14 protein-coding genes are annotated in these 15245 nt (G+C 38.5%); 10 read left to right on the forward strand and 4 right to left on the reverse strand.

Annotated features, from left to right (window positions below):
• Positions 1 to 12 precede the first annotated feature (12 nt).
• Entirely contained in the window at positions 13 to 807 is a 795-nt protein-coding gene (locus ACZ1GV_RS04585) for a TatD family hydrolase (RefSeq protein WP_472675436.1), read from the forward strand.
• A 46-nt stretch (positions 808 to 853) separates the two neighbouring features.
• Here ACZ1GV_RS04585 and ACZ1GV_RS04590 read toward each other — a convergent pair whose 3' ends face one another.
• Positions 854 to 1453 carry an AhpA/YtjB family protein gene (locus tag ACZ1GV_RS04590; protein WP_472675437.1) on the reverse strand — a complete coding sequence of 200 codons (600 nt, stop codon included), beginning with the start codon at positions 1451 to 1453 and terminating at the stop codon, positions 854 to 856.
• A 119-nt stretch (positions 1454 to 1572) separates the two neighbouring features.
• On the opposite strand from ACZ1GV_RS04590, the gene serB reads away from it, so the two are divergent.
• Positions 1573 to 2751, forward strand: a complete 1179-nt coding sequence (gene serB, locus ACZ1GV_RS04595) for a phosphoserine phosphatase SerB (RefSeq protein ID WP_472675438.1) — start codon at positions 1573 to 1575, stop codon at positions 2749 to 2751.
• A gap of 78 nt (positions 2752 to 2829) precedes the next feature.
• Positions 2830 to 4212, forward strand: coding sequence for a cysteine--tRNA ligase (gene cysS, locus ACZ1GV_RS04600; protein WP_210559775.1), 1383 nt, complete (start codon positions 2830 to 2832; stop codon positions 4210 to 4212).
• Positions 4213 to 4262: 50 nt separating this feature from the next.
• On the opposite strand, the gene ACZ1GV_RS04605 is transcribed toward cysS, so the two are convergent.
• On the reverse strand, positions 4263 to 4862 hold the full coding sequence (locus ACZ1GV_RS04605) for a Yip1 family protein (RefSeq protein ID WP_472675439.1): 600 nt from the start codon (positions 4860 to 4862) through the stop codon (positions 4263 to 4265).
• Between the two features lie 383 nt (positions 4863 to 5245).
• On the opposite strand from ACZ1GV_RS04605, the gene ACZ1GV_RS04610 reads away from it, so the two are divergent.
• From ACZ1GV_RS04610 to ACZ1GV_RS04625, 4 genes are all read left to right on the forward strand, one after another.
• Entirely contained in the window at positions 5246 to 6382 is a 1137-nt protein-coding gene (locus ACZ1GV_RS04610; RefSeq protein WP_472675440.1) for a methyl-accepting chemotaxis protein, read from the forward strand.
• 708 nt (positions 6383 to 7090) lie between these two features.
• Positions 7091 to 7810 carry a PEP_CTERM-anchored TLD domain-containing protein gene (locus ACZ1GV_RS04615; RefSeq protein ID WP_472675441.1) on the forward strand — a complete coding sequence of 240 codons (720 nt, stop codon included), beginning with the start codon at positions 7091 to 7093 and terminating at the stop codon, positions 7808 to 7810.
• Between the two features lie 580 nt (positions 7811 to 8390).
• The gene (gene miaE / locus ACZ1GV_RS04620) at positions 8391 to 9143 is read left to right on the forward strand and encodes a tRNA isopentenyl-2-thiomethyl-A-37 hydroxylase MiaE (protein WP_472675442.1); all 753 of its coding nucleotides are present in this window, start codon (positions 8391 to 8393) and stop codon (positions 9141 to 9143) included.
• 116 nt (positions 9144 to 9259) lie between these two features.
• Positions 9260 to 9652, forward strand: coding sequence for a DUF6404 family protein (locus tag ACZ1GV_RS04625; protein ID WP_472675443.1), 393 nt, complete (start codon positions 9260 to 9262; stop codon positions 9650 to 9652).
• Between the two features lie 4 nt (positions 9653 to 9656).
• On the opposite strand, the gene ACZ1GV_RS04630 is transcribed toward ACZ1GV_RS04625, so the two are convergent.
• Positions 9657 to 10709 carry a phospholipase A gene (locus ACZ1GV_RS04630; RefSeq protein ID WP_472675444.1) on the reverse strand — a complete coding sequence of 351 codons (1053 nt, stop codon included), beginning with the start codon at positions 10707 to 10709 and terminating at the stop codon, positions 9657 to 9659.
• A 323-nt stretch (positions 10710 to 11032) separates the two neighbouring features.
• Here ACZ1GV_RS04630 and ACZ1GV_RS04635 point away from each other — a divergent pair, with 323 nt between their 5' ends.
• Both ACZ1GV_RS04635 and ACZ1GV_RS04640 read left to right on the forward strand, forming a co-directional pair.
• A complete protein-coding gene (locus ACZ1GV_RS04635; protein ID WP_472675445.1) occupies positions 11033 to 11209 on the forward strand; it encodes a DUF1328 family protein in 177 nt (58 codons plus the stop codon).
• A gap of 20 nt (positions 11210 to 11229) precedes the next feature.
• A complete protein-coding gene (locus ACZ1GV_RS04640; RefSeq protein WP_210559768.1) occupies positions 11230 to 11424 on the forward strand; it encodes a hypothetical protein in 195 nt (64 codons plus the stop codon).
• A gap of 67 nt (positions 11425 to 11491) precedes the next feature.
• Here ACZ1GV_RS04640 and ACZ1GV_RS04645 read toward each other — a convergent pair whose 3' ends face one another.
• Positions 11492 to 13921, reverse strand: coding sequence for a TonB-dependent receptor (locus ACZ1GV_RS04645; protein WP_472675446.1), 2430 nt, complete (start codon positions 13919 to 13921; stop codon positions 11492 to 11494).
• A gap of 236 nt (positions 13922 to 14157) precedes the next feature.
• Between ACZ1GV_RS04645 and ACZ1GV_RS04650 the strand changes: the two genes are divergently transcribed.
• Positions 14158 to 15156 carry an NADP-dependent oxidoreductase gene (locus ACZ1GV_RS04650; protein ID WP_472675447.1) on the forward strand — a complete coding sequence of 333 codons (999 nt, stop codon included), beginning with the start codon at positions 14158 to 14160 and terminating at the stop codon, positions 15154 to 15156.
• The last annotated feature ends 89 nt before the right edge of the window (positions 15157 to 15245 follow it).

Consider the following 15245-nt stretch of genomic DNA (forward strand, 5'->3'; position numbering starts at 1 on the left):
GTAAGTGGTTTGGTGACTAACTTGTTAATTGACTCGCATTGCCATTTAGATTTTAGTGATTTTACCGCAGACATTGATGCGGTAATTTCGCGAGCTGTTGATAATAATGTGCGGGCGTTTGTAGTGCCTGGTGTACAGAGCAACCAATGGTCAAGGCTAAAAACGTTCCAACAACAACATGATAGCGTTTTTATTGCACTGGGTTGTCACCCATACTTTTTAGATAAATTTGCGGATAAGGATTTAGAGGTACTCGCTCAATTAGCCAGTCAAAATTGGGTTTGTGCCATTGGTGAATGCGGAATTGATGGGTATTTGGCGGAGCAGGGCAAGTCTCATGGCTTCTTGATACCCCATCAACAACAAGTGTTTGAAGCTCACATTGACATTGCCAATATCACGAACAAGCCGCTTATTGTCCATCATCGAAAGTCCCACCATTTAATATTGCAAAGCTTTAAACGGATCCCTCCAAAATGTGGTGGAATTATTCATGCTTTTAGTGGCAGTCTTAACGATGCCAAACGTTACATCGATTTAGGTTTTAAATTAGGGTGTGGAGGAACCATAACCTATCCTCGCGCTCAAAAAACACGACACGTTTTTACTCAAATAGACTTGTCTGACATAGTACTAGAAACGGACTCGCCAGATATGCCATTAAACGGACAACAAGGGTTAAGAAATGAGCCTAAAAACATTAAAGATGTAGCCGAAGCATTGGCGTTACTTAGAAACGATTCTTTTGCTTCTATTGAAGCTACAACGAGTGATAATTTGATGCGCACATTAGGCATCACGCGATAAACACTTAGCGACATTCACTTAGCAAAAATCAAGCTCAAGCTGTACTTTAATCTTTTACCATGTAGGCGTTTGCAGAAAATGGTTTTAGGCCATTGGTAAGCAAGTATCCAATAAAACCCGACAACAGCATGATTAATAGCACTTGTTTGGTCATAGTATAAATATAGCTGATGCCAGAGCGCTGCAGGTTTTTTGTAAGAACCGTAACTCTGATGAAACCTAATAGTTCTCCTGTTTTTGACTTTACATCGATGACATAAGGTGTTGGAAGAAACTTCTGTAAGTCAGTTGAGATGTTTATAAACCGTTCTTTTGCTGGAATAGCATTTTCGCTTTTACTAAGTAACTCACCGTATTTATTGTAAATTAACATTTCGTAGATATTTTCAGAAACGAGCGCCGATTCGGTAAGCACCGCTAATGCTTCGGTATCACCCTTAAGGATGTAATAAGCTGCGCTATGACCGGTTTGTTGCAAAAGGTTATCGGCAAGAACAATGGCATTTTCAGCTAATAGATTATTTCCTTTAGTTTTAATGTCGGCCCATAAACTGAGTGTGAATATAACCAAAGCGATGGCAACCAAAAGCTGTAGCAACTTTTTGCTCACTGACGATGTTTTAATATAAGTGACTTTAGTGGCCATTAAGATCCGTTTGAAACGTTAAAATCTAAAATTTAATGTTAAATAGTGAGCATTTTATGACGAAAAAGCAATGTAGTTTGGTATATTCTGTTCATAATTATTAATTACCAAGTGTTGTTATGGTCGCTAATCAAAATCTAACTTACAGTCACCTTTTCTCTGTGCATGACTGCACCTTATCAGACATATTTGTTGAGCTAAAAACAACAGACTATTGCTCGCTTTTTTTGATAAAGGACAATGCTGACTCATTGCAGTACCTAAAACTTGAAGGATTAAGCAGCACAAGAAATCAAGACCTCGTAAATTCAACGGATAAAATTAAAATTGTTGCCTTTGCAAGTAATGAAAACTCGTTAGCTAGTCACCTAAGTTCTAACGCAGCAACTGCATCTAACCACACTTCTACATTCAATTGGCAGGCGTTAGAACGTATCGTTAAGACCATTGATGCGCAATCTGATAATGTATTAGCTAGATTAATTAAACCCACTGAAGACTTACCTGGCGCGATTGAGTTTATTGTTAGTCAGTCGAAAGGTAGACAACTAGAGCCTTCAAAGATTGATGTACTAAAAATACAGCTGGCAGAAATAGCAAAAGAACTTTCACTAGAGATTGTTGTGATGCCTGATAAGAAAGGTTCAACTGCGCCATGTCCATCCCTGTTGTCGCCAGGTTTGCTTGTTATGGATATGGATAGCACTGCAATTTCAATTGAGTGCATAGATGAAATTGCTAAGCTTGCCGGTGTAGGAGAGCAAGTTGCAAGTGTCACTGCCGCTGCGATGCGTGGCGAACTTGATTTTGCTGAAAGCTTGCATGCTAGAGTGGCAACATTAAACGGCGCGTCAGAAAGTATTATTGATCAGGTGGCGAATAATCTACCACTCATGCCGGGCTTAACAGCTTTGGTGAGCGTATTACAAAAGCATAGTTGGAAAATAGCGATAGTTTCTGGTGGTTTTACCGCGATGACAGAAGCGTTAAAACAACAGTTAAAGTTAGATAGAACAATAGCAAATAACTTAGACGTAAATAATGGCATATTAACGGGCACCGTCAGTGGTAAAGTTATAGACGCGCAAGCCAAAGCGGATGCCGTTGTCGAATTAGCAAAAGAGTTTGATATTCCCATGCAACAGACTATTGCTATGGGCGACGGCGCAAATGACTTAGTAATGATGGCTGTCGCAAATCTTGGTGTTGCGTTTCACGCTAAACCAAAGGTTCGCGAGCAAGCAGATGTTTCAGTTTCCCATGGTGGCTTAGATCAGCTTTTATATTTAATTAGTTAAAATTAACAAGTGTAAAACGCGGTTGGTTTGTTAAAATGCCGCGTCAAACAAACATACTAAATTTAATCAGGAATATTCATGTTACGCATATACAACACTATGTCCCGTCGCAAAGAGACTTTTAAACCGTTAGAGGCCGGCAAGGTTGGAATGTATGTGTGCGGTATTACTGTTTATGACCTATTACACATGGGACACGGTCGTACTTACGTGGCGTTTGATGTGATGCAACGCTACTTTAGACATACGGGTTATGACGTTACATTTGTTCGTAACATAACGGATGTTGACGATAAAATTATTAAGCGTGCCATCGAAAACAATGAAACCTGTGATGAGTTAACAAACCGCACTATTGCTATGATGCATGAAGATTTTGATGCACTAAAAATGTTGCCAGCGGATATTGAACCGCGAGTGACAACTCATATGCCTGAAATCATTGACGTAATTCAACGCCTTATTGATAAAGGTCATGCATATGTGGCTGGTAATGGTGATGTGTTATTTGAAGTTTCCACTTTTGAAAAGTACGGTGCGTTAGGTCGTCAAGATTTGACCCAATTGGTTTCTGGCGCAAGAGTTGACGTTGAAGAGAGCAAACGTGACCCGCTAGACTTTGTACTGTGGAAGTTAGCTAAAGTTAACGAGCCTAGTTGGTCTTCTCCTTGGGGTGATGGCAGACCGGGTTGGCATATAGAGTGTTCGGCAATGAACTCAAAGCATTTAGGAACACATTTTGACATTCATGGCGGTGGATCAGATTTACAATTCCCTCACCATGAAAATGAAATTGCTCAGTCATGCTGTGCGTTTGATACGCCTTATGTTAATTATTGGATGCACACTGGTATGGTGCAAGTTGACAATGAAAAGATGTCTAAATCATTAGGTAACTTTTTTACCGTAAGAGAAGTTTTGAAAACGTACGATGCAGAAACCGTTCGTTACTTCTTACTTTCTGGGCATTATCGTAGTCAATTAAATTACTCTGATGACAATTTGAAACAAGCAAAGTCTAGTCTTGAACGCTTATACTCTGGGTTACGAGATGTTGTGCCAAACCTAGATGTTGATGTATCTAAATTTGAGCAGTCAGCTGACTTTTATGCTGCTATGGATGATGATTTTAATACTCCAGAAGCGTTAGCAGTACTCTTTGATTTAGTGAAAAAGCTAAATATTGAGAAAGCTAATAATGAAGCATCAGCTGCAGACACGGCCGGTGTTTTAGTTAAGTTTGGTGAAGTTCTTGGTTTACTGCAAAGTAACCCAGAAAGTTTTTTCCAAGGTGAACAAAATGACGATGAAGTTGCTAAAATTGAGCAGTTAATTATTCAACGTAACGATGCTAGAGCCAATAAAGATTGGGCCGCGGCTGATGCAGCCAGAGACGCTCTGAATGCGTTAGGTGTTGTGTTAGAAGATGGTGCGAATGGCACAACGTGGAAAAAAGGATAAATAAAAAAACCGGCTTAAGCCGGTTTTTTTTGGTCTTTGGAATTTAATTTTTAATGGCTAAATGCTGGGGCGTAACCTGAGCTCCAGAACATTGCAAATGCAGTCATAATACAAACCAATAAAATAAGGCCGCATGTTACAACAGAGCTTGCGTACATAAAGCCGCGTTCTTCTGGTATGTGCATTAAAATCGGCACTCCAGCGTACAGAAGATACACTGAATAAGATAAAGCGATTAGTCCAACAATCATCACAAACCATACTTCAGGGTATAACGCTCCAAAACCTGCCATAAACAAAGGCGTTGCCGTATAAGCCGCTAGTTCTAATGTTTGTGTGTAGGTTGGCTCTGAACCGAACGTATGAGCCATCCAATGTGCCAAATAGCCTAACAAAAATACACCGGCAATTAAGGCGAAATACATGCCTGTACAAAGCAGCAGAGCCGTTTCGGACGTCATTTTGAGCGGTTCACCAACGCCAACACTCCAACCCATTTGTGTTACTGAAAAGTATCCACAAATAGAAGGTATTAACGCGATGATCATGATGTGAGACATTGAGTATTTGAAGCTTTCATGTCGATTGTCGATGGTATGCCATTCTTCAACCGGATGCGCGTACAGACCCCATAGGTGATTTAGTATCATAATTATGTTCCTTACTGTCTAGTGATCGCTACATTGCGCAAATGTTACACAATATGAGTATGTTATGGGCAAAAAATGATCAAGAGTCAAGAATAGAATTGCTCAAAAAGTAATCTTTATATGCTTTATTGTTATATACAGTCTGTAAATACGACAAGAGTATTTATTCTAAAAAGACCTTCAATTACCTGAAGCTATTGGCATTTTAGACTTATTTTTGGCCGTCATATATTTTTCAACATCATTCAAAAAAAAAGATAATTTTTTGAGCGTTTTTTGATATCGAGATTATACTCAGGTCGTGGCCGCGCTAAATATTATTGATGTTGCCTGCTAAATTATTCTTCAACTAGGAACCCATTTCCAATTACTAGAGAGTAGCTATGATATTCGGATCGCAAAATAAAGAAGAAATAAAAGAACTAAAGCGACAAGTAGAGGACTTAAAATTACAAAATAGCAAATTAGAAGGTGACTTAACCACAGCTAAAAATGAGCATAGTCAGCTATTAAATAAGATAGCGTCAAAAGCTGAAAATAATGAAAGTCTGGCATCTTACAGTAAACTCTGGGTGCAATCGTCAAACGTTGTTAACCAAATTAGAGAGAGTTTAGCTGAGTCTTCAAATCAACTTATTCACCACAGAGACAATTTTCAAGCATCCGATAAACTGTTTGATACCGTTATTAAAATGCTATCGACGACAACTGATTCAACACTAGAGATTGCTGAAAACACCAAACAGGCTTCCGCGTCTGCAGATGAGTTAAAAAACGTTATGTCTGGCATAAATGATTTCGTAAACATCATCAAAAGCATCTCAGACCAAACCAATTTGTTAGCGCTAAACGCAGCAATTGAAGCGGCCCGTGCTGGTGAACAAGGTCGAGGTTTTGCTGTTGTAGCCGATGAAGTAAGAACACTGGCGCAGCGCTCATCTGAAGCATCAAATGAAATTTCAGGATTGATTGAGCAAGTAAATCAACAAATGACAGGAGTTATTGCTGGTATCAACAGTGTTGGTGAAAAAAGCAGTGAAATTAACGACAGCACAATTCTTATTGAGAAAAAAGCCAATGAAATTGTTTCGATGTCGAAAAACATGTATTCAGTTATTTCATATTCAACCGCAAATTCTTTTATTGATGCGGTTAAAATGGATCATGTGGTTTGGAAGTCAGAGGTGTACCAATATATGCTAGGACTCTCGAGTAAGTCCATAGATGACTTTTCAGATCATACTATTTGTCGATTAGGAAAATGGTACTACCACGGTGAAGGGGCGGAAAAGTATTCTAGCTATTCTGCATTTACCAAAGTTGAGAAGCCCCATAGCGAAGTTCACTCGTTTGGTAAAGAGGCATTAACTGCGTTTTCAAATGGCAATCACAAAAAATCGTTAGAGTGTTTATCTCAAATGGAAAAAGCCAGTGTCGCTGTGTTTTATCAGTTAGAGGAACTTGCCGAGCAAATTGAGGAGAGTGCCATGGCTATACCGGCAAAAACAAACTCGAAATAGGGGTGAGTTTAATAGTAATGAAAAGGTTAGAATAGGCTAACAGAGTCGTAAAAATGGTTAGCTATGAGTTTTGACAATTTATTAGATCCCATAAAGTCTTTTTTGCATTGCACAACACCACAAGCGTGGAAAGCCGATATCACAATAGTAACTGTTTTAAACGGGTAAACACATTTTTATTTACAACGCTAATTTTGATATGCGTTTTTAAATCAAAATGCCGAAAAGTATGGCCTTGTGATGTCGAATAATTTTACAGAAAGTGCGTTTTGTTTTACGGACTGGGATGTAGAAATTTGGGGCGATTACACGCTAAATTACGATGATTATCGTCGGTAAACTTTGATCAACGCTTGCAAGCGGCACAGCGTTGATATATCTGACCTCCCAGCTCATGGTGCACTTTAAGATTGTTAAATTATGCAACTACTGATGGAAAATTTAATAAATAAAAACCATGAATTTAATATTAAAAATTTAATACTTGTAAATAACTAGTCTATTTAATACCAAAAAAGTTAAAGAGGTTATTTTTGTATGCTTAAATTTTATTGTCAGTAATAAAATGTCAACTTTTTTTACAGTGTTATTTTTTTTCAGTGACTTAAACCTTATATAGCGCTTGAGAAAAGGCTTTTGTAATATTGGATCTTTTTTTGCTTTGTTAAATCCGAACAATTTTCAAAAATTTAAACAAGGAACAAAGGAATGAAGCTAAAATCACTAATATCCTCTGTTTGTCTATTGGCTCTTTCGCATACGGCTTCTGCTGGAATCATAGACGCTGATAGCGTGTTGCTTGATGATGCAGGTGCGACACAATTAGAATCTTGGTTAGGCCTTGGCGATCTTGATTGGGATAGTATTTGGTATGGTGAAATAGGAAACAATGCTAGTACATCACAATCTTGGCATGAAGCTGTGGATGGTGTTGGCCCTACAGTGTCCATATATTCAGTAACCAATTACTTAAATGAACAGGTATTGATTGGTGGATACACTGAACAGGACTGGAGTGGAAGTGGCTATCGATATGATTCTAATGCGTTTCTCTTTAATCTATCAACAGGTGAAATGCAAACACATCGATATTCTGATGGAAGCAACGCGATTTATACTAATAGTGGATATTTTGCGACTTTTGGTGGTGGTCATGACTTAACCGCACATAGTGCTGGTAATGTGTTTTATACTTTTAGTTACACGTATGACATTACTCAGGGGCGAATTGATGTTTTTGGCGACTCCGGCAGTGCTTATGGGGGAGTGGGAAGTTTTATGGATAATACTGTTCATTCTTTACAAACATTTACTTTTTCAACAGCGGGACCGTCAGTTCCAAGTACTGATGTACCAGAACCTTCATCATTAGCTATTTTTGCCGCTGGTCTTTTAGGTTTATTACGAATCAGAGCTAAAAAAGCCTAATAGTTTTTTAGAAAAGTGGCACCAAATCAGGTGCCTTTTTTTATACCCTGACAAAATGTATTGCCCTCTCAGAAGGTATTATGTTTTAAAGCGGCTTTTACCTTTTTTAAACTAATATAATATTGTCCCTAGACATAATTCTATCAATTTAGCGTCGTTAAAGCTGTTGAGGTCTTTTAACGCAGGTGTTGCTTTTATTATTTCTTTAATATTTCTCAAACTCTTTCTTCTCTAGGTTGCAGAAGTCATCGGGGCTAACCCTCCACGTAAGTCGCTTCTCAATCACGCTGCCTATAATTATCGTTATGATAGTTTCGGCTTATGGTTTAAAGAAATTCATATCGCAATAACTGACTAGCTCGTCAACTGCAATTTGAGGCGTTTTGTTCTTGAGTAACATCATTACCCTCCGTATATGTTTATGAACGATTGATTGCCTATCGACAACAATGAAATTTTGCCCCAATGAAGTTAATCCGTGTTAACCCAAATTATGCTTGTTTGTGTTAGGATATCGCTCAATTAGACACACTGATTTTTAGTAACTCTTGAAAATAATTACTTAAGTAGAGAAAGAAAATTGGAAGAATTATTAACGCCGATTAAAAGCTTTTTGAAATGCGAGACGCCAGAAGAGTGGATTGCAGAAGCGGTAAAGAAAGAAAACCTACCTGTTGTATTAATAGATCATCTGATATGTGAGCTTAAAGCAGCACAAACAGCAATGTGGTTAATTAGAAAGTATGCTGTAGATAAGGCTAGTGGTGATGAGTTGTTAGCTTGGTTAACACCCTATGAAGACTTCATTTATAAACGTGAAGGTAAGTTGTCCGACTTAGGTAACTTAAAGGGAATTAATAAAAAGCTAACGCTGCGTGAAAACAGCCGCTACGGGCAAGAGTTAGTTGATAAAATGGTGATGTTAATTAAAGAAGAGTTACATCATTTTTACCAAGTTCTAGAGATTATGGAAGAAAAGGGCGTTGCATACCGAAGCATTACCCCAGCTCGTTATGCGAAAGGAATGATGAAACATGTAAAAACTCACGAGCCTGAAACTCTCATTGATAAGCTAATTTGTGGCGCGTACATCGAAGCTCGTTCGTGTGAACGTTTTGCAAAGCTCGCACCTTATGTCGACAAGCGCTTAGGCGACTTTTATGTATCTTTACTTCGCTCAGAAGCTCGTCATTTTCAAGATTATTTATCCCTAGCTGAAGAAATTGCTGGTGGTGATATCAGCGAACGAGTGGCATATTTTGGGGAAGTAGAAGCGGCGTTAATAACGAGCGCCGATGAAGACTTTAAGTTTCACAGTGGTGTGCCATCTTAATGTAAGGTGTTGATGTACCTATAAAAAGTAAAAATTGAAATTTTGCTTTTTTCGTTTGCAGCCTTATCTAAAAAGTACGACAATGTCTAAAAATAAGCCGACTAGTCTAGTATATAATGGATTTTACCGAGAAAGTTTGTCACTTTAGAGACGAAATGGAATACCTAGGGGTATCTGAATATTCTGCTGCCCCTTTTTTATATCGGGGCTTGTGGGCGATAGGGATTTTAGAGCCACCCCCATTTTTTACTGGCTTTTTAAGAAGCTTGTTAGTTCAAATACTCTGTTTTGCTTTTATCATGTTATGTATTTTGTTTTCATTACATTATATTTTCGCGTTACATTCAGACATCACCATAAACTTATTTGCGATTATTTTTTTATTTAGCACAGCATATAGTTTTTTTATGACCATCTCATATCGACAATTAAGCAAAATATTAGAGCTCCCAAGTTGGGAACTCTATTTGTCCGAAAAGCACAAAGTTGAAGCTTCAAATATTTCTTAACAGATTAAAAAATATCATTAACAGCGATACCAAAGCCAATTTTCTGCTGTTTATGGTTATAATCAATTAAGCTCTCGCCATATCCGCTGAAATACTGCGCAAAACCAACTAAACGAGATGATCCTGGAAACGGAAAAGAATAGTTTAATTCAATAGAACCATTGCCGGTATTCCAATTGTTACGAAGGTTAAAAGAAAGCTTGTGCTCATCATTAAAGGCGTATGCACCAAATAGTTCGTAGTACCCCAAGAATTTATGAATATCAGGATTGTCATCACCAGATGGGTCTAACGGGCTGGTTTTTTCATTTTCTTTTAATCGATACCAAGGCTTGATGCCTACAGCGAAGTCGTCTTTTTCATAAACAACAGAGGCCAGTATACGGTTCCAGCTTCTTGAAAGTAGCTGTGTTTGACCATTTGACTGATGTTCAAAGTGCAATGTAAAGGCCATGTTGCCGTCGTTAGGCTTCCAAGGAAGTGGCGCAACATAAAATATTTCCGGCGTGTAGTTTGTTTCACGAAAAGGTTTGGAAATCTCATCAGAATAGACTTGCCACCAAGCTTGAATTGTCATGGCAAAGTATAATCCGTCACCAGGTATAAACAATGTGCTACTTCTTAACGGCACTTTAAAACTAATTTGATACTTGGACTCATATTCCTCTAATTGCCCTGAAATAAGCTCATTGCTTTCATAAGGCTTTCTATTAAATCGATCAGATATAGTAAATGGCAATATATAACTTTGCTTATGAGGAGTAATAACAAAAGGATTTAACTCTGTGGTCCGTTCGTTAATGATACGTTGTGCAAGTCGCCCTTGCTTAATTCCACGGGACAATATGCGAGTTTCACAGTACCGAAAAATTAATTTGTCGTCTGCAGATACAAAACCGGTTTCTTTTAGTGTTTGCGCACAGGCTTTAATTTTTTGCTCAAGTGCAATTTCTTCCGGGGTTTTTACTATATCGTCTACTCCTGCAGCCACGGGCAATGCCGCAAGCGCTGATAGTAATAGCGTACTTATCTGGAGCTTTCTTAAAGGTGAAGACATGGATATCCCTAAATAAAATGGCGAGATGACTACAACAAGGCACTCATAATAAAAGAGTTTTACGTATTAATGCTAGTTTGGTTTGAAAAAGTTGCAGGGTAAGTGTGAATATTTTTTATATTGTTCAAATAAATTATTTCTCCTACTATCAGTCGAAAAATGAATTTCAACTACAACCCATTGTTAATAATATGTTTTTTACTTATTTTTTAATGTTTTTATAAACTGGCACACAAGTGGCAACATATAAATCTGTAAACAAATGAATTTGAATTTTTAAACAAGAATAAGCAGCAACATTAAAGTTTATTTAAGGAGCATGCATGTTATCTTGGATCATTACGTTTTTTGTGATTGCAATTATTGCCGGTATTTTTGGTTTTGGTGGTATCGCTGGCGCTGCAACAGGTATTGCAAAAATTCTATTTTTCATATTTTTAGTCGGACTTGTGGTTTCTATAATTTTGAATGCATTCCACGGACGTAAAACAAACCTTTAAAGGTAAACAGGAGATATATTATGAAGTTATTAAAACTATTATTTATCGCAACACCATTAGTATTATCAGCATTTGTTCTGCAAGGGTGTGAAAAAGGACCAGGCGAAAAAGCCGGTGAGAAAGTTGATGAAGTAATGACTGACGCAGGTAACGCCATTGAAGATGCGTGTGAAGACGTAAAAGAGAAAGCGGATGCGAAGGATAAAGACTGTTAATTCAGTTAACCTTTAGCCGAAAAGAAAAGCCTGCATTAGCAGGCTTTTTGTTTAGATGTGCGCTTGATTATAAGTCGAATTGATAGTTGACTTTAACACCTACGCTTCTTGGTTTAATGACATAGTGACCATAAGTACGACCAAGTTCAGTCAAATCTTTATTTTCACTTGCGAAAACAGCATTTCCTGACCAAGACGGGTCTCGTCTGTTTGCTGTGTAAGCGTACTTGTTGAATAAGTTATCAACGTAGGCGGTTATCGACCAATTGTCATCAGACAGGGTTGCCGAGAGGTTGCTTAACGCGTAACCCGGTAATATTTCTCCATCAGCTCTTAAACCAACCTTAGTATAAACATCACTCTGAGCCGTTAGGCCGTAATTTACAATTAGTAATTTGTCGTTAAGTACGTCTGTTTGGTAGTTCACTCCAAATGTAAATTGTTGTTCAGGTGCGCCAGGCAAACGGTCACCATCTTTACCATCATAAAAGTCTTGTAACGCAGAGCCAGCATCACCTGCAACTTTAAACAGGAATGGTGCATCTTCAGTTAGCTCAGCTTTTGCATAAGAAAAGCTCGCAAATATTGCCCAGTCTTTCAAAAGCGTGGTTCGCGAAGACAATTCAAAACCTTGAGACTTTGCTTTACCGGCATTCAAAGTTATTGGCTCGGCACCATTAACGGTAGCGGCACTAATTTGAGCATCATTCCAATCAACGTTAAATATTGATGCGTTTAAATGAAGCTTGTTGTTAAACCAAGTACTCTTCAGCCCGAGCTCTGTATTTTGTGTTGTATCTGGTTGATATTCAACTTCATTTGGCAATGCGCATACCTGTGCAGTTACTGGATCGGTACAAGCAATGATGCCGTTACCACCGCCAAGTCTGAAACCTTCACTAACGGTAAAATAACCAATTACATTGTCGTCGAATTGATAGCTAGCGTTAAATTTAAAAAGATTACCAGAATCAGAGGCGGTAACGGTTTCAAAATGAAGATCGTCCAGAGTAACCACAGTATCAACATCTAATGGGGCTGCTGCTGCGGATACAGTATTTACATCGTATTTATATAGACGAGTGCCGAGTGTTAATTCCAATTGTTCAGAAACCGCGTAAGTAAGCTCTCCAAATAGAGCGGACTCTTTGCTTTTGTTAAATCCAGTCGCTATATATTCAAGATCGTAATCTAGGTTTTCGTAATCATCGTTATACCATTCAAGTGTTGCGCCTGGCATATATTCACGGTCATCGAAGTCATACTGTGAGTCAGAATAAAAAACACCCACGATCCAATTTAAATTTTGCTCATTATTTGATACTAATCTGAACTCTTGGCTAAAAGAATCGCCTTCTCCAAAGTCCCGAGTGTAGGCAGGGAAGTCTGCATAGCCGGTCCAAATATCCTGCATTAGGAGATCAGTTTGATCACGTTGTCCGGTTTGTTCAAATTTTGTAAACCCAATCGCAGAAACCAGCTCGGCATAACCTAGGTTTAACGATAACTCAGCGCTAACAAGGTGATCTATTTGCTCACCAGGCTCTTCGTATCGCATTACATTTTGATAAGGTTGAACAAACGATGATAAAGGATTTTCTGCTGATAGCGTATTAAACTGATCAATGGCGTTGCCACCAACTTCTTTGTTTTGATATATGTAATTTATCGATGCGTTAAAATTGTCCGTCGGTGCCCACCTTACGGCGACCCTTGCGGTTAAAGTATCTTCAGTGTTGGCATCTTTAACGGTTTTTAAATTTTCATTAACGGCACTTGAATCACTCCAGTCAGGATCAGCTGAAGATTGTCCCGGAGTTTTTAGTACAGTGGTGTAATCAATAAAACCAGGGCTGGATAGTTTATTAACATTAAACCTAACGGCTAATTCGTCTTGAATAAGTGGCAGATTAATAATTGCGCTCGCTTCAGTGCCTAAATCTTCGCTTTCAGCCAAAGAAAAAGTATCTAATGACACGGCCATATTGCTCTCGTCTAACGCTGGTTCGTTTAAAATATAACGAATCGCACCACCGAGCGAGCCAGTTCCATATAATGTTCCTTGTGGGCCAATTAATACTTCAACACGCTGTATATCAATTAAACGTAAGTCGGTATCAAACGCAATATCGCCTAAATAGGTGGCTACCGTACCGCCATCGGCAGCACGGTCTGAACTATTGGTATTAAGTCCACGAACAATAATTGAAGCACCTTCACGGCCACCTTGATCAGCAATTGTTAATCCTGGCACCCAACGAGCCATATCTTCTTGAGAATAAATATTCTGTTGTTTCATGATGTCACCGTCAAGTGCAGAAATATTCATCGGCACTTCTTGTACGGTTCCTGATCGTCGACTCGCAGTTACCTCAATTTTTTCTATTTCCTTAACGCCTTTGCTTTCATTGCCTGTGGCTGCATAAATATTAAAGCTTGATGCAATGGCTAATGACAGAACTGACGATTTAAAAAGAAAGTGTGAGGTGTGATGCATTTATATTCTCCAGTGAATAAATATATTAATTTTGTGCATAATTATATTTCATTTTTGTTTCGTCAATTAAAAGTTAAGTATTAACTCTAATTTATTTTCATGCGGGTTATTAATTTTTCTAATGCCCTTGAAAAAGTAAATAAAAGCGTCAAATAGAGGAAACCTAGCTACCGCGTTTAAACTTGACGCTGTATCCACTACATTTTGTGTTAACACACTGAATACAAGGAATAAAAATGACTACGAATAAATCTATCCATTTAATGAAACGTCCTACAGGCGGCCCGATTGACGACAGTTTGTTTGAGATCAGAGAAAATGACGTTCGTGAAATTAACGACGGAGAAGTGTTAGTTAAACAAAACATGATGTCTTTAGACCCAGCGATGTTTGGTTGGATGAGTCCAGATACAGAGAGTTATATACCGCCGGTTGAACTGGGTGATGTAATGCGTAGCTCAGGTATTGGTGAAGTAGTTGCAAGTAAAAGTGATAAGTTTCAAGTTGGCGACCGTGTAATGGGCATGATGGGTTGGCAGCACTACTTTGTTGGTAGCGCAGAAGGGCTTAATAAAATTGAAGCGCCTGTTTCAGATGAAGCTGTGTTATCAGTATTTGCGCTTCCGGGCTTAACGGCAACTCAAGGGCTAATTAGAGTAGGCCAACCTAAGTCAGGCGAGACGTTAATAGTGACTGGCGCAGCAGGTTCGGTAGGTTCTATTGTTGGACAATTAGCAAAAGCAGAAGGCTTACATGTAATTGGTGTTGTCGGTAGCGACGAAAAAGCAGAATGGATAACCAAAGAATTAGGTTTTGATGGCGCCATTAATTATAAAACGGATGACTTAGCGGCTAAATTAGAGGAACTTGCACCAAACGGCATAGATGTGTTTTTCGAAAATACCGGTGGTCCAATCCAACATCATATCTTTGAACGAATGAACGCGCATGGTCGAGTTGTTGTGTGTGGCTTAATTGCAGACTATCCAAAAGCAGAACCTGCGCCAGGCCCAAGCTGGTTAAATGTGATTAAAAAACGCATTCGAATCGAAGGCTTTACGATGCCGGATCATTTCGGTGAAATACCGCAACTTTTGCAAACATTAACGCCTTATGTAATGGGCGGTAAAGTTAAATATCGCGCACACACATTAGAAGGGTTAGAGTCAGCGATAACAGGCTTGAACTTGTTCTTTACCGGTGACAACAAAGGTAAGTTAGTGGTTAAGTTTTAATACTTTAGTTGCTTACAAGATGTAAATGAGGGATGAAGTTTAGGTTGTTCACTTTCTGACCAGATACAAAAAAGCCGCTAGTCATGAAA

Source organism: Psychrosphaera sp. HA2-10, assembly GCF_055693745.1.